This window comes from Flavobacterium sp. 316 (assembly GCF_000967805.1).
Classification (GTDB): domain Bacteria; phylum Bacteroidota; class Bacteroidia; order Flavobacteriales; family Flavobacteriaceae; genus Flavobacterium; species Flavobacterium sediminilitoris.
Genome location: NZ_JYGZ01000008.1, coordinates 42,633 through 69,370 on the forward strand (window position 1 = coordinate 42,633; position 26,738 = coordinate 69,370).

The 26,738-nt window shown below is 29.6% G+C and carries 23 protein-coding genes; 4 read left to right on the plus strand and 19 right to left on the minus strand.

Going from position 1 to position 26,738, the window contains the following annotated elements:
• Positions 1-74: 74 nt before the first annotated feature.
• The 13 genes from SY27_RS16825 to argS all read right to left on the minus strand — a co-directional run bounded on the left by SY27_RS16825 (position 75) and on the right by argS (position 12,321).
• A complete protein-coding gene (locus SY27_RS16825) occupies positions 75-653 on the minus strand; it encodes a YdeI family protein (protein WP_045972557.1) in 579 nt (192 codons plus the stop codon).
• A 2-nt stretch (positions 654-655) separates the two neighbouring features.
• Entirely contained in the window at positions 656-1,045 is a 390-nt protein-coding gene (locus SY27_RS16830; protein ID WP_045972559.1) for a DoxX family protein, read from the minus strand.
• A gap of 7 nt (positions 1,046-1,052) precedes the next feature.
• On the minus strand, positions 1,053-1,517 hold the full coding sequence (locus SY27_RS16835) for an SRPBCC domain-containing protein (protein WP_045972561.1): 465 nt from the start codon (positions 1,515-1,517) through the stop codon (positions 1,053-1,055).
• A 3-nt stretch (positions 1,518-1,520) separates the two neighbouring features.
• Positions 1,521-1,844, minus strand: coding sequence for a helix-turn-helix transcriptional regulator (locus tag SY27_RS16840; protein WP_045972563.1), 324 nt, complete (start codon positions 1,842-1,844; stop codon positions 1,521-1,523).
• A gap of 242 nt (positions 1,845-2,086) precedes the next feature.
• Positions 2,087-2,542: a hypothetical protein gene (locus SY27_RS16845; protein WP_235271024.1), complete on the minus strand. Its 456-nt coding sequence runs from the start codon at positions 2,540-2,542 to the stop codon at positions 2,087-2,089.
• Positions 2,543-2,929: 387 nt separating this feature from the next.
• The gene (locus SY27_RS19225; protein WP_255350307.1) at positions 2,930-3,055 is read right to left on the minus strand and encodes a hypothetical protein; all 126 of its coding nucleotides are present in this window, start codon (positions 3,053-3,055) and stop codon (positions 2,930-2,932) included.
• Positions 3,056-3,443: 388 nt separating this feature from the next.
• Positions 3,444-3,584, minus strand: coding sequence for a DUF6597 domain-containing transcriptional factor (locus SY27_RS19310; RefSeq protein WP_369793080.1), 141 nt, complete (start codon positions 3,582-3,584; stop codon positions 3,444-3,446).
• A 239-nt stretch (positions 3,585-3,823) separates the two neighbouring features.
• On the minus strand, positions 3,824-4,366 hold the full coding sequence (locus SY27_RS16855; RefSeq protein WP_045972567.1) for a hypothetical protein: 543 nt from the start codon (positions 4,364-4,366) through the stop codon (positions 3,824-3,826).
• A gap of 195 nt (positions 4,367-4,561) precedes the next feature.
• Positions 4,562-5,389, minus strand: coding sequence for a hypothetical protein (locus tag SY27_RS16860; protein WP_052705408.1), 828 nt, complete (start codon positions 5,387-5,389; stop codon positions 4,562-4,564).
• Between the two features lie 719 nt (positions 5,390-6,108).
• Positions 6,109-7,623, minus strand: a complete 1,515-nt coding sequence (locus SY27_RS16865; RefSeq protein ID WP_052705409.1) for an MBOAT family protein — start codon at positions 7,621-7,623, stop codon at positions 6,109-6,111.
• Between the two features lies 1 nt (position 7,624).
• A complete protein-coding gene (locus SY27_RS16870; RefSeq protein WP_045972569.1) occupies positions 7,625-9,055 on the minus strand; it encodes a GDSL-type esterase/lipase family protein in 1,431 nt (476 codons plus the stop codon).
• Positions 9,045-10,442: a membrane protein gene (locus SY27_RS16875; protein ID WP_045972571.1), complete on the minus strand. Its 1,398-nt coding sequence runs from the start codon at positions 10,440-10,442 to the stop codon at positions 9,045-9,047. Before SY27_RS16875 ends, SY27_RS16870 begins: the two co-directional genes overlap by 11 nt.
• 94 nt (positions 10,443-10,536) lie before the next feature.
• Positions 10,537-12,321 carry an arginine--tRNA ligase gene (gene argS / locus SY27_RS16880; protein ID WP_045972573.1) on the minus strand — a complete coding sequence of 595 codons (1,785 nt, stop codon included), beginning with the start codon at positions 12,319-12,321 and terminating at the stop codon, positions 10,537-10,539.
• 184 nt (positions 12,322-12,505) lie between these two features.
• On the opposite strand from argS, the gene SY27_RS16885 reads away from it, so the two are divergent.
• Positions 12,506-14,860, plus strand: coding sequence for an outer membrane beta-barrel family protein (locus SY27_RS16885; protein ID WP_045972575.1), 2,355 nt, complete (start codon positions 12,506-12,508; stop codon positions 14,858-14,860).
• 41 nt (positions 14,861-14,901) lie between these two features.
• On the opposite strand, the gene SY27_RS16890 is transcribed toward SY27_RS16885, so the two are convergent.
• Positions 14,902-15,336 carry a DUF4348 domain-containing protein gene (locus tag SY27_RS16890; protein ID WP_161794170.1) on the minus strand — a complete coding sequence of 145 codons (435 nt, stop codon included), beginning with the start codon at positions 15,334-15,336 and terminating at the stop codon, positions 14,902-14,904.
• Between the two features lie 93 nt (positions 15,337-15,429).
• Positions 15,430-16,437, minus strand: a complete 1,008-nt coding sequence (locus SY27_RS16895; protein ID WP_045972579.1) for a 3-oxoacyl-ACP synthase III family protein — start codon at positions 16,435-16,437, stop codon at positions 15,430-15,432.
• A 185-nt stretch (positions 16,438-16,622) separates the two neighbouring features.
• On the opposite strand from SY27_RS16895, the gene SY27_RS16900 reads away from it, so the two are divergent.
• Entirely contained in the window at positions 16,623-19,034 is a 2,412-nt protein-coding gene (locus tag SY27_RS16900; RefSeq protein WP_045972581.1) for a S9 family peptidase, read from the plus strand.
• Positions 19,035-19,059: 25 nt separating this feature from the next.
• Here the strand turns inward: SY27_RS16900 and SY27_RS16905 are convergent, their stop codons facing one another.
• The 3 genes from SY27_RS16905 to SY27_RS16915 all read right to left on the minus strand — a co-directional run bounded on the left by SY27_RS16905 (position 19,060) and on the right by SY27_RS16915 (position 21,284).
• Positions 19,060-19,992: an ABC transporter ATP-binding protein gene (locus SY27_RS16905; protein WP_045972582.1), complete on the minus strand. Its 933-nt coding sequence runs from the start codon at positions 19,990-19,992 to the stop codon at positions 19,060-19,062.
• Positions 19,993-20,097: 105 nt separating this feature from the next.
• The gene (locus SY27_RS16910) at positions 20,098-20,793 is read right to left on the minus strand and encodes an OmpA family protein (RefSeq protein ID WP_045972584.1); all 696 of its coding nucleotides are present in this window, start codon (positions 20,791-20,793) and stop codon (positions 20,098-20,100) included.
• An 11-nt stretch (positions 20,794-20,804) separates the two neighbouring features.
• Positions 20,805-21,284: a lipocalin family protein gene (locus SY27_RS16915; protein WP_045972586.1), complete on the minus strand. Its 480-nt coding sequence runs from the start codon at positions 21,282-21,284 to the stop codon at positions 20,805-20,807.
• Positions 21,285-21,464: 180 nt separating this feature from the next.
• Between SY27_RS16915 and htpG the strand changes: the two genes are divergently transcribed.
• Together htpG and SY27_RS18370 are read left to right on the plus strand one after the other, a co-directional pair.
• Positions 21,465-23,351: a molecular chaperone HtpG gene (gene htpG, locus SY27_RS16920; protein ID WP_045972588.1), complete on the plus strand. Its 1,887-nt coding sequence runs from the start codon at positions 21,465-21,467 to the stop codon at positions 23,349-23,351.
• A gap of 262 nt (positions 23,352-23,613) precedes the next feature.
• Positions 23,614-24,468, plus strand: a complete 855-nt coding sequence (locus tag SY27_RS18370) for a M12 family metallopeptidase (protein ID WP_161794171.1) — start codon at positions 23,614-23,616, stop codon at positions 24,466-24,468.
• 84 nt (positions 24,469-24,552) lie between these two features.
• On the opposite strand, the gene SY27_RS16930 is transcribed toward SY27_RS18370, so the two are convergent.
• A complete protein-coding gene (locus SY27_RS16930; protein ID WP_045972590.1) occupies positions 24,553-26,685 on the minus strand; it encodes an outer membrane beta-barrel family protein in 2,133 nt (710 codons plus the stop codon).
• Between the last annotated feature and the right edge of the window lie 53 nt (positions 26,686-26,738).

The following is a 26,738-nucleotide window of genomic DNA, read 5'->3' on the forward strand; positions in this document are numbered from 1 at the left end:
TTTTTTATACGTTTTTAAATTGTATTTAAAAATCCTAGGTTGTACAACAGTTACGGCTGTTGGCGGTAGTATTTTTATCGTTCGTTATGTCCTTTTCCGTCAAAAATTTTTGGTCTCGCTTTTTCAATTCTAGAAACTCTTGTTTTGGACTGTTTTGCATCTGAAAAGTGAAGTAAATAACCTCTTTGTCTCCCTGGTGTCAGGTTGTAAAATGCAGTTTTAAAATCAGAGTCGTTCTCAAATTCTTGTTCAAGTTCTCTGGATATTTCATATTCCGAAGTCTTTTTCATTTTCACTTCCAAACCTGTCTTTTCCACTTCTATTGCTTCAAAAATATAGGCTTTGATAACTGTTTTTAGGTCATTGATTTGTCCTTTATCGGTAAACCGTATTTGACGAGCCGATTGTACATTCTCTGTCTGTTGAACCAAAATGTTTTCGGTATCTTTTAGTAATGCTCCTTTATGAAAAAGTAAAGCACAATATTCCTTAAAACCATGAATGAGGACTGTGTTTTTTCCTTGAAAAGTATAGCAAGGGTGCATCCATTTAAAATCTTCATCAAGTCCACATTCCAAGCAGATTGCTCTCAATAAAATGGTTTCATCTTTCCAACTCGTTATTTTATCTATATATCTGTCAACCTTTTCCATATTTAGTTTTGTTTTTGTAGTTCAATGATTTTTCGGTTGTTTGGCCTGAAATACCAAGAAATAACCGTTACCAAAAGCAATATAATGGAAGGTAAGGCTTCTATTATTGGCTGCCCAACTGCTATATGTGAAATGGTTGCTCCGGACATTGCAAAGAAAAAACCTGCGTAAGCCCATTCTTTTAACAAAGGTCTTTTAGAAATTAAAATGGCAAATACTCCTAAAACTTTCCAAGTTCCAAGAATTGAAAGCAAATAGAGTGGATAACCAAGTTGGGTAACTATTTCATTGTATCCACCAATTTGAAACATTTGCTGTATTCCGCCTGCCAACATTCCAAATGAAAGGAAAATTGTTGAAGCCCAATAGATTATTTTATTTGTTTTTGTCATTTTGTAATTATTTTGATTTGGTGAATATTTCTTCCAATCTGTTATGAGCCCAATTGATACCTTGCTTGAATGGAAGTTTTAGATTTTGGTCTCTATGGTTTACGGATTGATAGATTACTTGCTGTTTTAGGTTGCTTGTGGTTTCGGTTAATTTCTCGAATTCATATATTTCTAGTTGAACACCAAAAGGCATACTTTCCATTTCAAAAGTCCGTATAATTCTTTGATTTGTTTTAAAGTCGTGTATTGTGCCATTAAAACCGATTTCGTTGCCTTTTTGGTCGGTAGTTGAAAACTGGTAGCTTCCGTGTTTTTGGAAGTTAAATTTTAACACCTTTGTTCCCATCCATTGCTCGATTAATTCTGGTTCGGTGTATGCTTTAAACAAAAGTTCTACTGGCAAATCAAAGGTTCGTGTTATGAGTATTTCCTGTTTGCCGTTTTCAGCTATGACGTTCGTTTTTTGTTCCATATTTTATTTCTTTGATTGATAGTTTTTCATTACCGATTCCAATTTGTTAAATCGATCATCCCATAGTTTTCTGAAAGGCTCGATAAATTCCGCTATTTCTTTCATTCCGTTTGGGTTTAGATTATAGTAAATTTCTCGTCCTTTTTGTTTTTGCTCCAAAATTTCACATTCGGTAAGGATTTGAATGTGCTTTGAAATCGTTTGCCTTGAATAGTCAAAATTTTCGGCAATTGCTGTTGGTGTCATTGCTTGTAGTGCAACCAAAGAAATGATTGTTCTTCGAGTTGGATCGGCAATGGCTTGGAAAACATCTCGTCTTAATTTCATTATGCAGTTATTTGACTGCAAATATATGCGCAATTATTTAACTGCACAAATTTTTCATTTCAAATTTTTAGAATTTGTTTGGTTTTCGGTTTCTCTTATATTCCTACCAACGATTCGGCTATAATTTTGTTCCGTATTTAAGCACCTAATTTAGTAAATACAAACCGAATAGAAAATCCGTGAGGATTTTTGTAAGTAGTCTAGAACAAGCAATTAACTATACATAGCTTGTACACCGTTTTTTATTCCGTAAACAATTTTTTAGGCACTTGATAACTAGCCGAATACATTAAATTCTTTTCACGATTTTTAAATTCCGAAAACGCTTTTCTATACCATTTTGGGTCATTCGCACGAGTTTTATAATCTTCGAAATTCGAAACATCATAAAAATCTCCATTTAGCCAAGGTTCAATTCCGAAGATAGCGATTCCGTTTTTTTCTACTCGATCAAGTACGATTTCAAAGTCAGATTCAGAGAAATAGTAAATCGATTTTGAGTCAAATCCGTCATTTAGGTTTTGAAGTCCGTTAAACACGTTATCTTTCAGGTATTCAAATTCTTTTTTTCGTTCTTCTTCACTGTAATCTTTTAATTCCATTTCCGTTTCCTCAAAAATTTTTGTTTTAGTTCTATTTTTGTTGTTACAACTCAATAATAAAAATCCGATAAGTACTATTTGAAGCAATTTTTTCATATTGTGAGCAACGTCAGTTTATCTAAAAACCTTCGTATATATTAAATATTATTTTAAATGATTAAAGTAAAAATAGCTGATTTAAGCCACACAAAAAAACTTTTTTGTAATGTTTTGTCTTTTCAAAAAACGCAATTACTATGAGTTAAAAACAGCCTTTTTAAAACTATCTTATTTTTATAAAATTACATTTAACTCAAAAAAACTCTTTTAAATCACTTTAAACGAGGTGATTTTTTATAAATTATTTTAAAAAGTTAGTTTTTTAGAAAGGTTATACAACAGCTACCATTATTACCACCTGTTTTTTTAGAATGGTAAATCATCAGTTCCGTCATATAAACTTTCGTCCGTATCTTCAAAATAACTTCCTCTTAGTGTTCTTTTTTATTTTTCATTCCGAAATTGAATTCCAATAGATTTATCGTCTTGGTCTAAAAAGTAATCTTGGTTAAATGAATAAATATCAATTGATTCATCAAAAATAACGTGTAAATGATTTTCATAATTCATTGACCTTGGATATACTCTCCAACGAGTAATTGGCCCAGGGATTGTTATAATTTGATTATCGCTTAAAATAATTATTAATGCATTTTCGCATTCAACAATATTTCCAAAATATGCAGTTCCTCCATTTGTTACTTTACCTTTCCAAGCGTGTCGGTTGCGTGAATGATTTTTTGCTCCAACTCATTGGCTGTGGTTTATCCGAAAGTTCAGCGATTAGTGTTTCTTTGTTTTCTAAATTTTTAAGCGGTGTTTTTATGAAATTCGCAACTCCAACCCATAAGGATAAAAACGAGTTGCAAAACAGTGGACATAATCGACAGGCTGAATAGTAAACGGCTCTGTAATTTGTCTCACAACTATTGATCTGGGCTAAATGATAAATTTGTTTTCAGAAGCCCAATATGAATATCAATTTCATACAACCGTCATGAACAACCCTTTGTTTTTCTGAGCTGTATTCGACAGGAACTTCCAATATCGAATAACACATAATCAGTGAATTTAAGTCACTATTTGGTTGGAATATGATAGCTCATTTGTCGGATTGTGCTTATTTAGATTGCCATATAACGCTTTCGCTATTAACAGTCCGGGAATAGAAAATCAGATACTTTTAATTTAGCACGAGGCAAAACATTTTGCTTGCTTTTATCTTTTTTTGTTCAAAAGTCAAATCAAAATATTTTGACGAACTTAGTAAATATAAACTAAACTTTAAGTTAAACACTAAACCTTTATTGTTTATAGCTTTTGTTAACATTTTGTTTTTTAAACATAGAAATATTTTCCAAACCAAATACTTTCACAATTAGTCAAACATATATCTTTTAATTCAAATATTGCGGTTTGATTTTCTTGTTTAGGTTTATAAATTCCGGTTTTGATATATTCATAGAATTCATTTTTGTTTTCTCTAAACCAATTTATTTTGGTAAAGCCTTTCACAGATAAAAATAATTTTAAAAAAGTCTTATCATTTTGAACTTGTTCTTTAAGTATTTCTTCAAAATCTAAATTATCATTTTCATCATCTATGAGTTTGTTGGTTTTCAAGGTTTCTATTCCATTTGAAGTAGGAAAATCATATTTTGATTCTAAGTTAATTGTTAAATCTATCAGTCCAAGTTTAGCAATTTGCCCCATACTAATATTAAATGATAAATCAAGTTTTAGGTTATCATAAACAAATTTCTGCATGGCTTTATTAATCTCGTCTGAATTATCCAATATTAATTCTATTTCAGAGTTTATAAGCTCAGGAAATTCTTGATATTTTATATTATCTATTATGTATTCAAAATCAATTGTCATATTTTATGATTATTTTTTGAATGAATGCTAACGTGTTGCCGCTTGTTACAGTTGCATAAATTTATGACAAAAGATTACAAGTACAAAACTCTTCATGGAATTTTCAGAGACTCGAGCACTTTGTGCAAACTGATGTAACAAATTCCCGACCAAGCAATTGCCACAAACGGCTGTTAGCACTCGTTTTTAATTTGTTTATGCTGTTCCACAGATATTTTGAACAACTGGTTCCAGTGCAGCACCAATTAAATAACCAATAATCCCAGCTAATATTAATAACCAAGGAGTTTCTTTTATTAATGCAATACAGCCAGGTAAAGTTAATCCATAAATATATTTACGTTTTATATTTACTTTAAGTTCATCATTTTCAACTCTGTGAATTATACTTGCAAGGATGTCAACTTTTTTCAAGGTTGACATGTGCAATTTTAAATATTCCTTATTATCAAAAGCAGCAGCCTCATCAGCACCTGTCATTGCATTTTGAGTAGTGATAAAATTTCTTTCGGCAAGATTTAAAAATCTTCCTTTCGGTTGGTTTTTTTCATAACCATAAGTATAAATATGTCCAAGAATTATTGGAAAATCGTATTTAAAATCATCTGCAATTTCAAAAGTTTGCCCATTTAATATTCGTATTCGATTATTTATTGCTTCAAAACCATAATTTGAATCCCTCATGTTCCAATGAATCCATCTATGTGCAGGATATGATCTAACAAACGCAGAAAATTCATTTAACATAACTTTTTCAAGAGAATCATATTCAGTATCAGTGAGATTATTAAAATCTAATCCATTTAGTTGAGCTTGTAAATGAATTGAAAATGATTTTGTTTGAGCCGTCTTTAAATTACGCATGCAAATAGACGTAACGCGTGGAGTTCTTCCATGATTTGTGATAAAAGATTCGCAAGAATAATGTATAATATAGCATTTCACTTTATCCTTTAGTAATTCGTTTAGCATGTCGAAACCTTCTTTTCTTTCACGTAATCTTGGAGAGTTGAATATCTGCATAGGTTTTTATAAAATTACTGGTAACTAGTTCATATATATAACGCTGTCATACATATACGTACTAAAATGGTTGTATAGATATGATAAGTATCCTGTTTTTATATTCTCAAATATATAAAATAATCCCTACTAATAATTAAAAGGTTTTTAATTTGCTGTAGATTTTAGGAGGCGTCATACTACACTGTACACTATTTTTCGTTGCATAGTAGATTACTACAATAATGGATATTTTACAAGAGAAACACAGAAAATCTAAAACCATCACCTATCAGTATTTTTTCCTCATTATTAAAAACGAAACTGTTTTCTCTGCTGTTCTTCTAGTCTCAATATGGTTTTGTTCAAACATGCTTCGAAAAAGGGGTACCACAACCCCGAACAAAACCCGAACAAAACCCTAACAAAACTCGAACGAAACTAAAATCAAATAAAAACGCACGAATGCCTATTGTAATTTCATTTTACTGTAAAAGAAAATGATGTTTTTTCTTGATCTAAAATAAAGCAAGGAAAATCATTTTTATCAGTTTTCACTTCATCAAACGATTCTGATAATTGCCCGAATATTATAATTTGGTAAAAATCGGGTGTAATTTCTTAATCTTATTTTTGTTTTCTAATCGTTATGTTTGTCGTTTAACAGGGTTACTTAAGTGTGTCGTAAATTATAACATACATAGTTATTATTTTGTAGTAAAAGCTACAAATAAGTTGTATTAAAACTGAAAATAAATAAAAGGTTGTGCTCCTTCTGATGCTGTTGCAAAAACAATCCAAAAGACAAAACCTAATATAATGGCTTGTATCCAAAATGGCAATTTTCCAAAAAGTTTTTCATTGAACGTTGTAATTCTTTCTGGTAAAAAATGCCATATAAAACCAAAGGCTAACACAATAAAAACATTACTATAACCTAAAATAATAGTTTGCCATTGCTCAATATTAAAGGTTAATTTTCCTATGTTTTCGGTTATTTGAAAAGCTGTTTCAAAATCTTTTGCTCTAAAGAATAACCAACAAAAAACTACGAAATGAAAAGTTAGCAAAATTTTAATTGTTTTTACAATTCCATTTTTAGGTAATTTTATTCTTGAATCAAAGAATCTTTCAAATGCCAATGCTAATCCGTGAAGAACTCCCCAAAAAACGAACTTCCAATTTGCACCATGCCACAATCCACCTAGCAACATAGTCATAAATAAATTAAAATAGGTTCGGATTTTACCTTTACGGTTTCCTCCCATTGAAATATATAAATAATCACGTAACCATGACGATAATGATATATGCCATCTTCTCCAAAATTCTGTAATTGAAGCGGATTTATAAGGGGTTCTAAAGTTTGGTGGCAATGTGAATCCCATTAACAGAGCTAAACCAATTGCCATATCGGAATATCCTGAAAAATCGCAATAAATTTGAATTGCATAGCCATAAGAAGCCATTAAGTTTTCAAATGCTGTATAAGAATTTGGAGCGTCGAAAACACGATCAACAAAGTTTGATGAAATATAATCTGAAATTACTGCTTTTTTTATCAAACCACCTATAATTAGGTATAAGGCTTTATTAAAATCTTCTTTTGTAAGGTTTAACTTTTGATAAATTTGAGGAATAAAATCGCTTGCTCTTACAATTGGTCCTGCTACTAATTGTGGAAAGAAAGAAACGAAAAACAAGAAATCCATAAAGCTTTTCGTTGGTTCTAAATCTTTTCGATAAACGTCTATTGTATAACTAAGGGTTTGAAAAGTATAAAATGATATTCCTACTGGTAAAATAATATCTGAAAAGGTAACATTGCCTTCAAAAAGCATATTAAAATTGGCTACCAAAAAATGAGTATATTTAAAATATACTAACATTCCTAGGTTAATAAACAAACTTAAAATTAAATAAAACTTCCTGTAGAATTTAACTGTTTCTGTATAAATTAATCGTGATAAGCTATAGTCTACTACTGAGGAGAAAATTAGCAACCAAAAGTATATTCCACTAGATTTATAATAGAAAAATAATGAAAATAGAACCACATAAGTAATTCTAAAATAATGTGTTTTTCTACTTAATATATAAATAAAATAGAATACTGAAAAGAATCCTAAAAACAATCCACTATTAAATAACAATGGTTCTTTAGGATTAAAAATAAACCAGCTCTGAATTGTTTCTGCATTCAGATTTGCTATAATATTTTGTAACCACGTTTGTATAAAAAATAAGGCTTTCACTTTATTTTACAGCTTTAAATTGTTCGTAATTCATCATTAAAGCTTCAAAAAATAGCTTTCCTTGTAATTCATATCCTGCTTTTGAATAATGTACTTTGTCTTTTGACATTAGTCCTTTTTTATAATTTTCATCTACACTAAATAATCCTCCTAAGGCTTGAAACATATCCCAAACTGCAACATTATTTTCAACTGCTGTTTCTAGCACTTTTTTGGCATAATCTGCTACAATTGTATTAGGATATTTTCGTTTAAAATAAGAAGGTGGTGAAGTCGTTAACAAAATTTCAACTCCTGGATTTTTTGCTTTAATATTTTGAATCATTACTTGTAATTCCTCAAAATAAATTGCGGTTTCTTTTTTATCAAAACTTTCATTGGTTCCTAATGAAATAACAACTAAATCGCTTTCTAATGCTTTCAGTTGATTATAAAACATAGGGAATTTATTATAATCAGATGCTTTTGCTCCGTTAACACCAATAGCACTATAAACTATTCCTGGATCATTATTTTCTAAAACTAATCCGTTTAATGCAAAAGGTGATGAGGCCTTTTCGTTTGGAACCAGAAAAATAGTTTCTAAAGGTTCTTGACTATAATAGTTTTGGGAAGCAATATCTTCAAATAATGTTAATGGAATGAATTCTGTTTTAATGGTATTCTTAAATTGCATATCATTTGTTGGAATTCTTAATGTTTTTCCTGCCTGAATAGTATTAGAACGTAATCCATTTGCTTTTTTTATTGCCGCAACACTAACTTTGTATTTATCTGCAATAATGGAAAGCGCTTCTCCTGATCTAATTTTATGTGTTATTGTTTTTGGGGTAGATGATTCAATAGTAATATCTTTTGATGCTGTTGCTAAATTGAAACTTCTTTCATTGTTTGGTGTTACTAATTTTACTGAATTGAATTTGTATGCTTTATTTCTTACCGAAACTTGAACAACAAAATCATTACTTTTAGTATATAATGCTATTCCACTTAATCCAACAGGTTGTGTTGTGTCGGGATAAATATTTCGATAGCTTTCAAAAGAAGTATTTGCTGAGTATTTAATAGCATAGCTCCCATTTGTTTTGGCTAAATTATGAGGAAATGAGAAACCTAATCCTCCATTTCCATATTTTTCTTGCAATAAGCTACGCATTTTTCCTGAAAATAAATCAGCTTGAATGTGTGAATCTCCAATGTGTACAATTCTTAGTTTGCAATCCTTTTTTTGTTCTAGTTGTAATAATTTTTCATAAAAGTTTTTAATGACACCAGCATTTACAATCTCGTTTCTATAAAATGAAATATTTGTAGAATCGACAGCCATTGTATCAATAACAACTTCATCTATTTCAAAATCGGTTGAATCTATTACTTGGGCAAAAAGTGTTTGCCCTAATAAAAGGAGAAATAACGAAACTTTATTGAGCATTTAAACTGTCTTTTATTTTATGAATACTATCTTTCTTAATCTTTACTTTTGGCATTACTTTTCCTTTTAATCGCAATGTTTTATAGGTTGTATATCCTTCATTAATTTGTTTATACAACAATTTTGCTACTTCATTTGCTCCTCTAAAATTAAAATGAGTATAGTCTTTATTTGCTTTTGCTGGTTCTTCTTCAACCCATTTCACCATACTTCCATCGCCACCCATTAAAGTATATAGATTAACGAATCCTGATTCTGAAGCAATTGCATAGCGTTTTTGCGCTGTTGATAATGGTACTACTGCTGAGTCTGTTTTCATTTCTAATCCATATTTTGTGGATTTATCTGCTGTTGATACAACTAGTATTGTTACATCTGGAAAACATTCTTTCAAATGTGCAACAACTCGTTCCATTTTTCTTTCATACCAAGAATAATTTAACGAACCGTAGTTTAAAACATTTGTTCCATAATGTAGAATAATCAAATCATAGCCTAATTGCTCTTGAAATTGATTCATCATGTTTTTTGAAAAAATTGACAATGGTAATCCCGAGTTTCCTCTACTTGAAAAATTATCAACATGAATTCCTTTTCCATCATCAAAATTAAATCCGTAAATAGGAATGCTATCTGCGTCTTTAAAAAACACTTTTAAAGATGAAATATTTCCTTCAGACAACTTCATTGTATTTAACCTTTTTGAGGGTAATAACTTTTTAGTAATTGTATCTCCGTTTGAAATATAAAACACTTCTCCATCTTTGTTTTCAGATTGTCCATAAAACAAGGTTGGTTTGTTTAATTCCATTGCAAAACGTGTTTTATTTGCTTTATAGCGAACCCAAGGTGCGTTTAATGTATCATTTGCATAAAAAACATGTCCGTTTACTCCAAAAGGATATGATGGTTTTTTGCCTTTTAAATAGGATTGATATTTCCAATTAGATGAAAATTCATGTACTAATGAGCTTCTTGAACTTGCTGATTCTGATGTGATACTAACGAAACCTACTCCATTTCCACCAAATTTTTCTTGAAGATAGGTTCTAAAATCTTTAACAATCATATCGCCATCGGTCATAGAATCTCCGTAATAAGCAATACGTACATTTCCTTTCTTTTCGCTTTCTAACTGAAATAATTTTTCATAAAACGAGATTAAATATTGATTGCCTTTAAAATCATTATATTTTTCTGTTGGGAAAGCAACTCCATTTTTCTTTTTTAGAATAACTTTCTTTTTCTGTTGTATTTTTTTATTTTCTTTGATTTTAGTATTTGCTATTGTATCATTAGCTTCAGAAATAGCATCTAATAGTAAGCTATCAACTACAACATTTTTTGTAATTGTTTTATTTTCTGGAAATAGCTTCTTTGACAACATTTCTTTAAAAAAAAGAAAGGCTGCCGTAGCAAGTATTAAAGCAAAAAATGTCCTGAAAAAATAAGACGTTGATTTCAATTTGTTTAGTATAAAATTACATTCTTTCTGGAACTTGAATTCCCAGTAATTGAAGTGCGTTCTTTATTGTATTTCCTACTGTTTTAGATAATTGTACTCTAAAAACTTTCTTATTCATATCTTGTTCTGGTAAAATAGGCACGTTTTGATAAAACGAGTTAAATTCTTTTACCAAATCATAAGTATAATTTGCTATTAGTGCTGGACTGTGATTGTCTGCTGCATTTTGAATAATATCTGGAAATAATTGCACTAATTTTATTAATTCTTTTTCCTTTTCATGTATCTCAATTGTACTTGGAACTGTTTGTTCATATTCAAAATTAGATTTTCTTAAGATTGACTGAATACGAGCATACGTGTATTGAATAAATGGTCCTGTATTTCCATTAAAATCTACCGATTCTTCAGGATTAAATAGCATTTGCTTTTTAGGATCTACTTTCAACATATAGTATTTTAAAGCGCCTAGACCTATAATTTCATATAAAGAAGCTTTTTCTTCATTAGTATAACCGTCTAATTTCCCCAATTCTTCTGAAATCTTTTTTGCCGTTATTGTCATTTCTTCCATTAAATCATCGGCATCTACAACTGTTCCTTCACGTGATTTCATTTTTCCAGAAGGTAGTTCTACCATTCCGTAACTTAAATGATATAAATTTTGAGCCCAATCAAATCCTAATTTTTTTAAGATTAAGAATAGTACTTTAAAGTGATAATCTTGTTCGTTACCAACTGTGTAAACCATTCCGCCTACATCTGGATAATCTTTTACACGTTGTATAGCTGTTCCAATATCTTGTGTCATATACACAGAAGTTCCATCAGCACGCAATACAATCTTTCTGTCTAAACCGTCTTCGGTTAAATCAATCCAAACAGAACCATCTGGATCTTTTTCGAAAATTCCTTTTTCTAATCCTAGTTGTACTACTTCTTTTCCTAAAAGATACGTATTGCTTTCATAGTAATTTGGAATATCAAAACTAACTCCTAAGTTTTTATAAGTTTGTTCAAAACCATCATATACCCATTGGTTCATTGTTTTCCAAAGCATTACTGTTTCTTCATCACCAGCTTCCCATTTACGAAGCATTTCTTGTGCTTCTAAAATTGAAGGTGCTACTTTTTTTGCTTCTTCTTCTGTTTTTCCTTGAGTTATTAATTCTTTTATTTCAGTTTTATATTGCTTATCAAATTCAACATAAAAATTCCCTACAAATTTATCTCCTTTTAATCCCGTAGATTCTGGAGTTTTTCCTTCTCCATATTTTTGCCAAGCCAACATTGACTTACAAATATGGATTCCTCTATCATTGATAATTTGGGTTTTATATACTTTTTTACCTGAAGCTTTGATGATTTCGGCTACTGAATATCCTAATAAATTATTACGAATATGACCTAAATGCAAAGGTTTATTGGTGTTTGGTGAAGAATATTCTACCATTACCGATTTTTCACTTTCTTTTGGTGTTACAAAACCAAACGTATCATTATTTTTAATTGAATTGAAGAAGTTTACATAAAAAGCATCTGAAATTACAATGTTTAAAAAACCTGCAACTACATTAAATTTTTCAACTTCTTCTACATTCTCAACTAAGTAATTTCCTATTTGATTTCCTATCTCAACAGGGTTACCTTTTAAAGCTTTTACCAAAGGAAAAACAACCATTGTTATGTCACCTTCAAAATCTTTCCTAGTAGACTGAAATTCAACTTTATCAATGGTTAAATCGAATATGGATTGAACGGCTTTCTGGATGTGTGTTGTTAGTGTTTCTTGTAATGTCATTTTTCTTTGATTTTTAAAGGTGCAAAGGTAATAATTTAGAATTTAGAAATAGAATTTAGATTTCAGAATTTAAAGGGTGTCAAAATGTTAAAAAAAACACAAAAAAGTAAACCCTTGTAACAAAAACACAAATTAAATGTCTTGTAATAAATCATCAATCAATCAACGTTAAACAGTTTTTAAAATGAAATTAAAATTAGTATTTGTACTTCTTTTGAGCAATGTTATTAGTTTATTTGCTCAAAACTCTGGATCAATATCTGGAAAAGTAGTCGACAAAAAAACGAATGAACCACTTCCTTATGTAACTATTGTTGTTAAAGAAAACGAAAACATTATTACAGGAGGCATTACTTCTGAATCGGGAGAATTTAATATTGAGAAGCTTATACCAAAAAAATATATTGTTGAAATTCAATTTATTGGTTACAAAACTATCGTTAAAGATATTGACTTAACTAATGATAAAAAAATAAATATTGGTATTATTTCTATTGTAGAAGATGTAGCTCAACTTGAAGGTGTGGAATTAGTTAAAGAACGTTCTATAATGGAACAAAAAATTGACAGAAAGGTAATCAATGTAGGTAAAGATTTGATAAGTGCCGGTGCTTCTGCTGGAGAAATCATGAACAATATTCCTTCTGTGTCTGTAGATCCACAAACCAATCAGATTAGTTTGAGAGGAAATTCTAATGTTAGAATTTTAATTGATGGAAAACCTACAAACATTTCTCCTGAGCAATTATTAAAACAAATTCCTTCTGCATCGATCAAACAAATTGAATTGATTACTAATCCTTCTGCAAAGTACAATCCTGAAGGAATGAGCGGAATTATCAATATTGTATTGCACAAAAATGCAAATGATGGTTTTAATGGTTCTGTAAACTCTGGAGTTACCTTTGGAAAAACACCAAAAGTAAATTCTTCTTTAGATTTAAATTATAAGACAGGAAAAGTAAATTTCTATGGTAATTATGGTTTTAATCATGGAAAAAATGCAAATGATGGATACATTAATAGCTTTGAAACTAATAATGAGAATAATCAAAATTTTCAATTCAAGAACAAAAATACTTCGCACTTGTTCAAAGTAGGAATGGATTATTTTATCAATGACAGCAATACAATATCATTTTATACTACACAGAATCTTTTTGATGGAAATGGAACAGGAAAAACGGCTGTAGATTATGATAATATGACTACGGCTGATATTTTACAACTTTTCAATTCTAACAATGAAAGCAATTCACAAGCTTACAATTTTGATTATAAACACAACTTTAAAAAAGAAGGAGAAAATATAGAACTTGAAGTAAATTATAATAAAAACAAGAGTCCAGAAAAAACCTCTTATGATTATCCTTTAATTCCTGATTATTCTTTAAACACTGTTGATAATACAAACGACAATCTTATTATCAATATAGATTATGTGAATCCTTTAAGCGAATCTACAAAACTTGAAGTAGGATTAGAGACAAGATTAGAAGGAACTGATAATTTGTTAGCAATTGATCATAATTATGATTCTAGTTTTAATTATGAAAGACGTATTTATTCTGCTTATACTACTTATGGAAAACAATGGGAAAAATGGAGTGCACAAGCTGGCGTTAGATTAGAGAAATTTGAAGCTGAAGCCGATTTTAAACAAGCAAATGGAAATAATTCAAAATTTTCAGATAGTTTTACTACTATTTATCCATCAGGGTTTGTGAGTTATAATCCAAATGATAAAAACTCATTTAATTTTAGTGTATCTAGAAGAGTTGACAGAGCAAGTATTCAACAAATAAGTCCAATTAGAGAGTGGACAACTCCTACAATAGATTCAAAAGGGAATCCTGATTTAGATCCACAGTTTACAAATTCTTTTGAATTGAACTATACAAAGAGAACAAAAATTGGCTCAATTACTTCTGGGGTTTTTTACAGAAAAATATATGATGAAATTAACAGGTATATTTATGAGCATCCTACTGATCCAAACAAAAACATATTAACGTATGATAATTTCAAGGATAATGATGCTTATGGTTTAGAGGTTTCAGGAAATTTAAATTTCACAAAATGGTGGAGTGCTAATTTTGGAGTTGATGCATATTTTAAGAAAATAAGAGGAGTTGTTGCTACTGATTTTGTAGAGGCTAATACTACTATTTTTAATGCTAGAGTGAATAATAGTTTTAAAGCAACAAAAGATTTGCGTTTTCAACTTTTTGGAATGTATAGAGGAAAAGATATCAACTTACAATTTGTAAGAAAACCAATGTGGAGAACCGATGTAGGAGCGAGTTATACTGTATTAAAAGGTAAAGGAACGTTTAGCGCTCGTTTTAGTGATATGTTTAAGGCTATGAAGTTTAGTTTTGATGGTGATTTACCATATAAACAAGTTGGTGCTTTTCATTGGGAAAGTCAAACGGTTTATTTAGGTTTCAACTATCGTTTTGGAGGTGGAAAAAACAAAGCACTACAACGCAAAGCACGTGATAATAATGAAACTCAAAAAAATGGTGGAATTTTATAATAACAAAAGAGCGATTCAAAATATTGAATCGCTCTTTTGTTTTATGTTGATTGATCTATCCATGTTTTTAGTTTCCATATTCCATTTTCCTTTTTAAAGATATAATCAATCATTATTCCGTTTCCAATTCCTCTATTTTCAACGATTGCTTCATTATCATTAATTACGAAATTCTGTTTATAATCTAAATATTCAGCAGGTTTCATGAAATTCAAATAAGAATAATCTTCTTTTTTAATTTCTAATTCAACTAATTCAAAATCTCCATTTGTATCTAAATATTGAATTGTTATTGGAAAATTGACTCTTTCTTCTTGAAACAAATGATTCTTACTAAATTTTTCTAAGAAGTGTAAAAAATCTTCTTCTACTTTTTCAACTTCTTCAACTTGTTTAGTATTTACTACTTCAATAGTATCTTTCTCTACTTCAATTACCTCTATTTCTTCTTTTTGATTCTCGTTCTTGCAGCTCATTGAAAAAAAACAAAGACAACAACTTACTCCAAAAAGAAACTGCTTTATCGCATTTGACAAAACAGTTCCGTTTTTATTTTTATTTATCATATATTACCAACGAATAATAACACTTCCCCAAGTAAATCCACTACCAAAAGCAGCTAAAACTACTAAATCTCCTTCTTTTATTTTTCCTTTTTCCCAAGCTTCAGTTAAAGCAATAGGAATGGAAGCAGCAGTTGTGTTTCCATATTTTTGAATATTATTATATACTTGATCGTCATTCAATTTAAACTTTTGTTGAATAAACTGAGAGATTCTTAAATTAGCCTGATGAGGAACTAGCATATTAATATCTGAAATCTCTAAATTATTAGCTTGTAAACCTTCATTTATAATCTCACTAAAACGAACTACTGCGTTTTTAAATACAAATTGTCCATTCATATAAGGGTAATAGCTTTCGTCATTTGGATCATTATCTGCAATAATATCAGTAACCCAACGTTTCCCCATTCCTGGTGCAATTAATGATAGTTCTTCTGCGTGTTGCCCTTCAGAATGTAAATGTGTTGACAAGATTCCTTTTGATAAATCTTCTTCTCTACTTAAAATAGCGGCTCCTGCTCCGTCTCCAAAAATTACAGAAACCCCTCTTCCACGAGTTGTCATATCTAATCCTGTAGAATGTAATTCAGATCCAATAACTAAAACATTTTTATACATTCCTGTTTTAATATATTGATCTGCAATTGAAATAGCATAAACAAATCCTGAGCATTGATTTCGAACATCTAGTGCTCCTACAGTTTTTAATCCTAAATCGCGTTGTACTAAAACCCCTGGTCCTGGGAAATAATAATCTGGACTCAAAGTAGCAAAAATAACGAAATCAATATCTTCTTTTGCTATTCCTGCACGTTCAATTGCAACTTTTGCGGCTTTAACACCCATTGAAGTTGTGGTATCTTCTCCACGAATAACGTGTCTTCTTTCTTGAATTCCTGTTCGTTCCTGAATCCATTCATCATTAGTTTCCATTACTTTAGACAAGTCTTCATTTGTAACTACATTCTCTGGAACATAATATCCTAATCCTTTTATTTTTGAATGATACATTTTTTCTTATTTATATTTTAAGGGAGGCAAATTTAATAATTTATCAATTTTGTTCCTCTACAATGTCTTTTATTTTCATTACTCTCAAAATTAAACATTTTTAGATTACATTTTAACAAAATTTACAGAATTTAAATTTATTAATTCTATATTTTTGGTAACCAAATAATTTATTACGTCCAAAAATGAAAAAAATTTTTACTTGTCTGGCATTATTTTTTTTGAGTATTGGTTTACATGCTCAGGAAAATTTAGATTACCAAAAACCTCCTAAAGAAATTTTAGATTTAGCTGATTATGAAAGAGCTCCTAGTGTTTCTATGGATACCAAAAAGGAATACATGCTCTTAAGCTATAGAAATACTTACAAAAACCTTGATGATTTAAATCAGGAAGAAATGCGTTTAGGTGGTTTACGTATTAATCCTATCACTAATATTTCTAGTACTGTAACGTATTTAAATAACTTAAAGGTTAGAAAAATTAACGCTAAAAATGAGATTCAAGTTGCTGGATTACCCAAAAACCCTAAAATAAGTAATATTTCATGGTCTCCAAATGAACAGTATATTTCATTTACAAATACTACAAAATCTGGTGTTGAGTTATGGTATTTAGAGTTAGCAACTGCAAAAGCTACTAAATTAACTGATGATAACTTAAATGCAAATTTAGGTAATCCTGTTAGCTGGTTTAAAGATAGTCAGTCATTATTGATTAAAACATTACCTAGCAAAAGAGCTGCATTAATTGATGATAAAAAAGACATTCCTACTGGACCAACTGTTTCTGAAAGCGAAGGAAAAGTTTCTCAAAATAGAACCTATCAAGATCTATTAAAAAACAAAACTGATGAAGCTAATTTTGAATCTTTAGTAACGTCAGAGCTTTATACTGTTACCCTAAGCGGAAGTAAAAAAATATTCAAAGAAGCTGCTATATATGCAGGCGAAACTTTTTCTCCAGATGGTAATTATGTTATGATTACAACTCTTGAAAAACCGTTTTCATATATTGTGCCATTAAATCGTTTTCCACAATCAACTATTATATATGATGCTACTGGAAAAGAGGTTAAAAAAGTCAATGAGGTTCCATTAAACGAGATAATGCCAAAAGGGTTTATGTCTACAAGAACTGGTAAAAGAAATATGTCTTGGAGAAATGATGCACCTGCTACATTATATTTTGTAGAAGCGTTAGATGGTGGAGATCAAGCAAATGAAGTTCCGTTTAGAGATGAAGTTTTTTTATGGGAAGCACCTTTTAATTCATCACCAAAATCATTAGTAAAAACAAAACAACGTTTTGCTGGTATTCGTTGGGGAAATGCAACAACTGCTATTTTAATGGACAGATGGTATGATACTCGAAACATGAAAACGTATCTAATAAATCCATCAGTAGAAGGCGCTAATCCTAAAATAATTTGGGATAGAAACTATCAAGATCAATATAATGATCCAGGGAATTTTGAAATGAAGAAAAACGACTTAGGAAGTTATGTTTTAGCTATTGAAAAGGGTAAAATGTACTTATTAGGTGATGGTTTTACAAAAGAAGGTCAATTTCCTTTCATTGATGAATTAGACATTAAAACTTTAAAAACAAAACGTTTATATGAGTCTAAATTAGAAAATAAAAAAGAAGATTTATTGTCTATCGAAGACTTGAAAAAAGGAGAGGTTTTAGTTATGATTCAATCTAAAAATGAATATCCTAACTATTATTTTAGAAATTTAAAAACTAAAAAATTAACTGCAATAACTTCATTTGAAAATCCATTTGAAAATTTAAACAATGTTTACAAAGAAGTAATTACCTATAAAAGAAGTGATGGTGTTACTTTGTCTGGAACTTTATATTTACCAGCTGGTTATGATAGAGTGAAAAAAGATAAAAAATTACCTTTATTAATTTGGGCATATCCTAGAGAATTCAAAGACAAAAATAGTGCTGGCCAAACTACTCAAAACCCAAATGAATTTACTTTCCCTTATTATGGTTCATTCGTTTATTGGGTTACAAGAGGTTATGCTGTTTTAGATGATGCTTCATTCCCTATTATTGGTGAAGGTACTACGGAACCAAATGATACTTTTATTCCTCAATTAGTTGATAATGCTAAAGCAGCAATTGATGCTGTTGATAATTTAGGCTATATTAATAGAAGTAAAGTTGGTGTAGGTGGTCACTCTTATGGAGCGTTTATGACTGCTAATTTACTAACACATTCTAATTTATTTGCTTGTGGAATTGCAAGAAGTGGTGCTTACAATAGAACTTTAACTCCTTTTGGATTCCAAAGTGAACAAAGAAATTATTGGGATGTTCCTGAAATTTATAATACAATGTCTCCATTTATGAATGCTTCAAAAATGAAAACGCCATTATTATTAGTTCATGGAGAAGCTGATAATAACCCTGGTACATTTACATTACAAACAGAACGCTATTTCCAAGCTTTAAAAGGATTAGGTGCTCCTGTAAGAATGGTACTTTTACCAAAAGAAAGTCATGGTTATGTAGCAGAAGAAAACATTCTTCATCTATTATGGGAACAAGATCAATTCTTGGAAAAACATTTAAAGAACTAATTTTTTATATAAGAAAGACCTGTTATTACAGGTCTTTCTTTATTTTTATACCAACCTTATTTCGTGATTGTATAGCATGCTTACTTTCAAAAAAGATAATTTGATTATTAAAGCTGGCTTCTATTAAATAGTGACTTCCTCTAAAATAAGACTGTCTAACTTCAACTTTAAAATCTTCGTTATCAAAGACAACTTCTAATTGATAAGGATACAAAAAATGTACTTTATTTTCTATTTGAATCTGATTGACTTCTCCAAATAAAGAAGCAACATAAAAAGAATTTGGATTATTGTATATTGAATTTGTTTTTCCTTTTTCTAGAATTTGACCATTTTTCATTACTATTACCTCATCACTAAATGATAATACATCCTGAACATCATGTGTTGCAACGATACATGTAATATTTTTTGCCTTTAAATACCTAAACATTCTTCTTCTTAAACTATTTTTTCTAAAATTGTCTATATGACTAAAGGGTTCATCTAGCAATAAAAGTTCTGGTTCTTTTGCTAAAACTTTTGCTATTGCTACACGTTGCATTTGTCCACCACTTAGAAAATTAGCTTTCACATTTGCAAATTCTGTCATTTCAACAACTTCCAATAGTTCTTGTATTCTCTGTTTTTTTTCTTCTGGAAAAAAGTTAGACAAATATTTCCCTACATTTTCAGCAACCGTTATATAAGGCATTAAATCAAAATCTTGTGCCAAGTATTTCATATACGGCATTCCTGGAACAAGATGGTGTTTTGGTCCTAAAACTTGATTATTATTCCATTGAATTTCTCCTTTATCTAAATCATACAATCCATATATTAGCTTTAAAAGTGTACTTTTTCCACAACCACTCTCTCCTATTAACGCTAAATTTTCACCTTTATTCAAAGTGAAATTTATTTCTTTTACCGTAATTGTTTTATCGTATGAGAAATTTATATTAGAAACTATAAGCATTATTCTAGATTAAAAAAATTAAACCAAATAGATACTATTTGGTTATTAAACGTTAAAAAAAAGACTGTATACTATACAGCCTTTTTCTATACAGAAAATATATTTTTATTTTCCTGCTTCTTTTTGAGCGTCTTCAATCATTTTTTCATTTGCTACAATTGCAAATTCAACGCGTCTGTTTTTACTTCTTCCTGCATCTGTTTCATTATCAGCTATTGGATCTGCTTCTCCCATTCCAACTGTAACAAAGCGACCTGATACAAGCCCTTTTCCTACTAAATATGATTTTACTGCTGCTGCTCTTTGATTTGATAAATTTAAATTAAACTCATCTGCTCCTTTGCTATCAGTATATCCATATATTTTAATATCTGTATCTGGATAATCGTTAAATACTGGAACTAGCTTATCTAAATTTTGTTTAGCTTTAGCTGTTAAAGTTGCTTTACTAAACTCAAAATTAACTGAGTTTTCACCTAAAACTAAGTGAATTCCTTCTCCTACTCTTTCTACTTCAGCACCTGGCAATGCTTCTTCAATCTGCCTTGCTTGTTTATCCATTTTATTTCCAATGGCTCCACCAGCAACTCCACCAACAACTCCACCGATAACTGCTCCTAATGCTCCATTACCACCTTTGCCTATATTATTTCCTAAAATTCCTCCAATTAATGCTCCTCCAACAGCTCCGATAGCTGCTCCTCTTTGTGTTTTATTAGTATTTTTTACTGCTTTACAACTACTTAAGGTTATCATTAGAAAAAAGGACATAACCATTAAACCTGAAATTATCTTTTTCATATTATTAAGTCTTAATTATTTCTTACAAATTGATACACTACTTTTGTGCTATTTCCTCCAACATTAACATAATCTACCAATTCGAAAGATGTTTCTGTTATATTGTTTACTGTTAACACATATCCTTGGTTCACATTTTTAGCTTTTGCGCCTTCTAAAAATTTCATGACAAGTTTTCCTTCTTTATTTATATACCATGTAATTGGACTACTATATCCACTACATCCATTTTTTGTCAATTTCATTTCTCCTTTATTATTATTAGAAATAAAATTCCATTCGCTTCCAACAAAACACTGAGAATCTTCAATATTAAACGAAGTTACTTTAATATATTCTGAGCTTGGATATGTAACAGATGTTATTACCCAATTTCCTTTTAATGCTACTTCTTTTTTCATGTCTAGTTTTGTTCCCGTGACTGGAACTGATTTTGATTTACAACCAAAAATTACGAAGCTTAGAAATAATAAGATTATACTTTTTTTCATATCGTTTTAATTTTATTTTACAAAGTTACTGGATTTTGCAATTACTTTATTTCATAATATTGTGAATCTTTTATATAATTTAAAGGTGAATAAAAAACGTCAATTTGTCAGTTTTGAAACATTGGTACTTGTTTTGACATTAAGTAAAAAAATGTATAACCAAAAAAATAGTTTTAAAATATGTCAAGTGGAAAAATTAATGTATCAGTAGAAAACATCTTTCCTTTAATTAAAAAGTTTTTATACAGCGATCACGAAATTTTCCTTCGTGAGTTAATCTCAAACGCAACAGATGCTACCTTAAAACTAAAACATTTAACAAGCATAGGTGAAGCATCAGTAGAATATGGTAATCCTAAAATTGAAATAAAGATTGATAAAGAAGGTAAAAAACTTCATATCATTGATCAAGGATTAGGAATGACTAGTGATGAAGTAGAAAAATATATTAATCAAATTGCTTTTTCTGGAGCGGAAGAGTTTTTAGAAAAATATAAAGATTCTGCAAAAGATTCTGGAGTAATTGGTCATTTTGGTTTAGGCTTTTATTCTGCTTTTATGGTAGCTTCAAAAGTTGAAATTATTACTAAATCTTTCAAAGATGAACCATCTGCTCATTGGACATGTGATGGAAGTCCTGAGTTTACTTTAGTTCCTCATGATAAAACAGAAAGAGGTACGGAAATTGTTTTACATATTGCTGAGGATTCTTTAGATTTCCTTGAAGAAAGTAAAATAAATGGTTTATTATCTAAGTATAATAAGTTTATGCCAATTCCAATTAAGTTTGGAACAAAACAAGAAGCGCTACCAAAGCCAGAAGATGCAGGTGATGACTACAAAACCGAATATAAAGAAGTAGACAATATTATTAATAATCCAAATCCAGCTTGGACAAAGCAACCAGCAGATTTAAAAGAAGAGGATTACAAAAGTTTCTATCGTGAATTGTATCCAATGCAATTTGAAGAGCCTTTATTTAATATTCATTTAAATGTAGATTACCCATTTAACTTAACAGGTATTTTATATTTCCCAAAATTAGCTTCTGATTTACAAATTCAAAAAGACAAAATACAACTTTATCAAAATCAAGTTTTTGTAACAGATAATGTAGAAGGTATTGTTCCTGAATTTTTAACCATGTTAAAAGGTGTTATTGATTCTCCAGATATTCCTTTAAATGTATCTCGTTCTTACTTACAAGCTGATGGAAATGTAAAGAAAATTTCTAACTACATTACACGTAAGGTTTCTGATAAATTAAAATCATTATTTAATGAAAGTCGTGAAGATTTTGAAAAAAAATGGAATGATATTAAGATTGTATTAGAATATGGAATGCTTTCTGAAGCTAAGTTTTATGAAAAAGCTGGAGATTTTGTATTATACCCAACTACGGAAGGTAAATATTACACTTTAGCTGAATTAAAAGAAGCGTTAGCTACAAATCAAACAGATAAAGATGGAAAATTAGTTGTCCTTTATGCTTCAAACAAAGATGCACAACATAGTTACATTGATATTGCAAAAGAAAAAGGATATGAAGTATTATTGTTAGACTCTCCTATTGTTTCTCATTTAATTCAAAAATTAGAATCGGATAATGAGAATTTAACTTTTGCTCGTGTAGATGCAGATCATATAGACAAATTAATATCGAAAGAAGAAACACAAATTTCAAAACTTTCTGATGAGGAAAAAGAAAAACTTAAAGGTGTTTTAGAAACGATTGTTCCTAAAGAAACATACACTGTACAATTAGAGGCAATGGATAGCAAATCAGCTCCATTTATGATTACGCAACCAGAATTCATGAGACGAATGAAAGAAATGAGCCAATCTGGTGGTGGTGGAATGTTTGGAATGGGTAACTTACCTGAAATGTACAACTTAGTTGTAAACACAAACTCTGAATTAGCTACTTCAATTTTAAATACTGAAGCCGAAGATGCAAAAGCAAGTTTAATAAAACAAGCTTTAGATCTTGCTAAGCTTTCACAAGGTTTATTAAAAGGTGAAGAATTAACATCATTTGTAAAACGTAATTTCGAAACCTTGAAATAAGAAGATAGTACAAAGAAAATAGAGAAAACCTGCAAGTGAAAATTTGCAGGTTTTTTTATAAAACAACGTTATAAAATCATATATATTCATAATAGAAAAATAATCTAAAAAAATAAATTAAATAAAAAAATATACTATAAAACATTATTTAATTACACTATTTTAGATAATTTAACATAAAATGAGGTTTTTCTGTAAATGAGTATTGTTTTTAAATTATATTTTTACAGCATCAAACAAATAACTATTTATTATGAAAAAAATGAATTTAAGAAAATTAGCACTACTTGTAATTTTCGCTTTAGGTTTCACAGCGTGTGAAAAAAATGAAGTTAATAATGACTCATTAAATGATAACAATGATTTTACAGATGAAATCTATAATGCAAAATCCACTGGGAATGTGATTGATGCTGTTTATAGAGGAAATCTGGTTCAATTACTAGAAATTGAAGATGATAAATATCTTTATGATGGTGATGTTGTATTAGAAAGAAGTGATTTTTTATTACCAAATGAAACAGCTACTGAAAAAGGAGTATATGGTGGTGGAACATGGCCAAACAGAACTGTAAGATGGAAATATGCTAGTGGTGTTTCTTCAAGTTTAAAAAGCAAATGGGTTTCTGCGAAAAACACGTGGACAAACGAATTAGGATTTACTTTTGTTGAAATTACAGGAACTTCTGGAGATTATATCTTAGTACAACAAAACAACAGTGGATCTGCTTATAGTACAAGTATTGGAAGAAGAGGCGGACAACAAATCATTAGTGTAGACCCTGCTTCTTTTAGTACAGGAAGTGTTATTCACGAAATAGGTCATGCTGTTGGTTTAATTCATGAGCAAAAAAGACCTGATAGAGACACTTATATCACTGTAAATTATTCAAATATTAGACCTAATTGGCGTTCACAATATGATAAATGTTCAGGTTGTACATCTAATGGTACGTTTGATTTTAATTCCATTATGTTATATGGGGCAAGAGCAAGTAGTTCGGTAGTATACAACACTAGTATTCCTGCAATGACGAAGAAAGATGGTTCAACTTGGACTTCACAACGTTCTTATTTATCTACAGGTGATAAAGCAGCAATTAATGCTAAATACTAACAAATAGTAAATACAAACAACACACAAATAAACAAACATGAGAAGAGTCGTTTAGAAGAAATTCTAAACGATTCTTTTTTTATCTTAATTTAGAATAGTATCACTATCTTCTTTCTTGTTTTTATTCAACAGATTTGGATCTTCTTTTGCTAGTTTATTCTTAGTTGGAATTTTATAATTCAGTGTAAATCCAAATCTTCTTGTATCTGATTTACTCTGGAGTAATAAATCTGTGCCTGAAGAACCAAATCCTTGTTTATTTGTATTCAATATATCATCAAAATTCAACGAAACTGACAACTTATCATTTAAGAATTTCTTAGAAAATGTAATATCTAAACTATGACTAAAAGATTCTTCTGCTACAAAATAATAGTAATTTCCTCCTGTTGTACTATAATTGTAATTTGTAATAAACTTTACGTCTTTTGGTAAGACTATTTGGGACATCAAATTAATAATCCAAAAGCCTTTTGTATTCAAATTTGGTATTTGGTGCATTTGATACCCTGCATACGCATATAAAAAATTAATTTTATCTGGATTAAAATCAAACTTCATCGTTTCTTTTAGTCCTTTCGTAAACAACATATAAGGGATTGGTAAACCTATATTTATATTATGTATTTTTAATTCTGGAACATTTATAGAAGTATTTGAAACTACATTTCCATTTTCTAAAACTCTATTTATTACCTGATTTTTTGCTCTACTAATGCTGTAACCAATAAAAGCGTAATCGAATGCGCTAATTTTTACTTCATAATTATCAAAAATTGTAGGTTGTAATTGTGGATTTCCTGAATAATTAATGTTTGGGTTTTGATAATTAGTATTATTTGGATTTAAAGAAGAAGTACTGGGTAATCTTATTTTTTTATTATAGTTTAAATTAAAATAAATTTGCGGTGCAAAGTTATACTGAACGCTTGCATTTGGAAAGAAGCGAAATTGATTAAAAGGTGTCAAATCATTTGTATCTGTTTTCCCTTTTATTGCATAATCTTCTGCTCTTCCACCAAGAATAAAGTCGAAATTTTTATAGGATGATTGTAGTTCTAAATAGGTGGCCGCTGTTCTTCTTGTATAATTTAAATTGGTTATTCCTGCTTGCTTTGTTTCAAACAATAAATTATCATACAAAGTACCAATGCTTATTTTCCCTTCATCTAATAATTTAATTTCTTCTGAATAATCAGCTTTAAAATTAAAATAATCTTGCAATGATGAATTTCCCAACACATTTGTATTCATCAATCTTGAATCTAGATTAAAATCATTTTCATTTCTTATAAAATTAAATTTAAAATCTAGTTTTTTATCAATGGCATCAAATCTTTTTTGATAAGTAGCTACTGCATCTTGACGAATATTTTTATTCTTACTAAAATCATTTGTTTGAAAACCTAAACCAGAGCCTAATACATAAGAATCATTATTATTATAATTTACATCGTAGTTAAGTAATAATCTGTCCATTTTAAAATCGATAGTCATTGCCGATTTAGCAAAAGTACTTCTTCCTATTCTATCTGCTTCTGTATCAGACAATATAATATTTTCATTATTTGTTCTATTCGTAATAGTAGACCAAAGTGCACTTTCTCTATAATTTTGTCCTACGTTTAATTGCCATCCAAAGTATTTGTTTTTTGAACTCAACAGTAAACTATTGTTAAATCGGGTTCTAAACTTGTTATAATTTGTAAAATTAGCTCCAGAAGAATAAGTTGCACTCAAATAACTTTTAGCTTTTCTACTTGTAACAATATTTATAATTGCGCCTCCAGAAGTTGCAGGAAATTCGGCTCCAGGTTGAGTTATTACTTCTACTTTTTCAATACTATTTGCAGGCATTCCTTCTAAAAAAGCATTTAAATCGTTAGAAGAAATATTTAAAGGTCTCCCATCTAAAAAAACGTCTAATTGTTTTCCTTGATACATCATTCCTGCTACATCTGAAACGATTAATCCTGGTAACTTTTTTAATCCTTCTAACACAGAACCCGAGTTTAAATGAGCTTGCGATTCGAAATCAAAAATTGTTCTGTCTGGTTTTTGCTCAATGGCTTTTTTCTTTTTTACGAGGATGACTTCTTTTAAATCAACCTCTTTTTCTTTTATCTCTTCTTTTTGTTGAGCGAACATGATAGTTACACCATGAAGTAAAAGAACAAATAATAAAATTACGTTTCTCACAATTGTTAATCTTTTCATAATTAGTATGAAATTCTTACAAATCGTTACATTTCCTACTCAAATAATTTATT

What these genes read in the sequence shown, in the direction of transcription:
- SY27_RS16890 (WP_161794170.1), bottom strand. Translation starts at nt 15,336, where the DNA reads ATGAGCTGCAAGAACGAGAATCAAAAAGAAGAAATAGAGGTAATTGAA.
- SY27_RS16895 (WP_045972579.1), bottom strand. Translation starts at nt 16,437, where the DNA reads ATGTATCATTCAAAAATAAAAGGATTAGGATATTATGTTCCAGAGAAT.
- SY27_RS16845 (WP_235271024.1), bottom strand. Translation starts at nt 2,542, where the DNA reads ATGAAAAAATTGCTTCAAATAGTACTTATCGGATTTTTATTATTGAGT.
- SY27_RS16930 (WP_045972590.1), bottom strand. Translation starts at nt 26,685, where the DNA reads ATGAAAAGATTAACAATTGTGAGAAACGTAATTTTATTATTTGTTCTT.
- SY27_RS16915 (WP_045972586.1), bottom strand. Translation starts at nt 21,284, where the DNA reads ATGAAAAAAAGTATAATCTTATTATTTCTAAGCTTCGTAATTTTTGGT.
- SY27_RS16885 (WP_045972575.1), top strand. Translation starts at nt 12,506, where the DNA reads ATGAAATTAAAATTAGTATTTGTACTTCTTTTGAGCAATGTTATTAGT.
- SY27_RS16830 (WP_045972559.1), bottom strand. Translation starts at nt 1,045, where the DNA reads ATGACAAAAACAAATAAAATAATCTATTGGGCTTCAACAATTTTCCTT.
- SY27_RS16905 (WP_045972582.1), bottom strand. Translation starts at nt 19,992, where the DNA reads ATGCTTATAGTTTCTAATATAAATTTCTCATACGATAAAACAATTACG.
- SY27_RS16855 (WP_045972567.1), bottom strand. Translation starts at nt 4,366, where the DNA reads ATGACAATTGATTTTGAATACATAATAGATAATATAAAATATCAAGAA.
- SY27_RS16900 (WP_045972581.1), top strand. Translation starts at nt 16,623, where the DNA reads ATGAAAAAAATTTTTACTTGTCTGGCATTATTTTTTTTGAGTATTGGT.
- htpG (WP_045972588.1), top strand. Translation starts at nt 21,465, where the DNA reads ATGTCAAGTGGAAAAATTAATGTATCAGTAGAAAACATCTTTCCTTTA.
- SY27_RS19225 (WP_255350307.1), bottom strand. Translation starts at nt 3,055, where the DNA reads ATGAATTATGAAAATCATTTACACGTTATTTTTGATGAATCAATTGAT.
- SY27_RS16870 (WP_045972569.1), bottom strand. Translation starts at nt 9,055, where the DNA reads ATGCTCAATAAAGTTTCGTTATTTCTCCTTTTATTAGGGCAAACACTT.
- SY27_RS16835 (WP_045972561.1), bottom strand. Translation starts at nt 1,517, where the DNA reads ATGGAACAAAAAACGAACGTCATAGCTGAAAACGGCAAACAGGAAATA.
- SY27_RS16875 (WP_045972571.1), bottom strand. Translation starts at nt 10,442, where the DNA reads ATGTTGTCAAAGAAGCTATTTCCAGAAAATAAAACAATTACAAAAAAT.
- SY27_RS16825 (WP_045972557.1), bottom strand. Translation starts at nt 653, where the DNA reads ATGGAAAAGGTTGACAGATATATAGATAAAATAACGAGTTGGAAAGAT.
- SY27_RS16840 (WP_045972563.1), bottom strand. Translation starts at nt 1,844, where the DNA reads ATGAAATTAAGACGAGATGTTTTCCAAGCCATTGCCGATCCAACTCGA.
- argS (WP_045972573.1), bottom strand. Translation starts at nt 12,321, where the DNA reads ATGACATTACAAGAAACACTAACAACACACATCCAGAAAGCCGTTCAA.
- SY27_RS16860 (WP_052705408.1), bottom strand. Translation starts at nt 5,389, where the DNA reads ATGCAGATATTCAACTCTCCAAGATTACGTGAAAGAAAAGAAGGTTTC.
- SY27_RS18370 (WP_161794171.1), top strand. Translation starts at nt 23,614, where the DNA reads ATGAATTTAAGAAAATTAGCACTACTTGTAATTTTCGCTTTAGGTTTC.
- SY27_RS16910 (WP_045972584.1), bottom strand. Translation starts at nt 20,793, where the DNA reads ATGAAAAAGATAATTTCAGGTTTAATGGTTATGTCCTTTTTTCTAATG.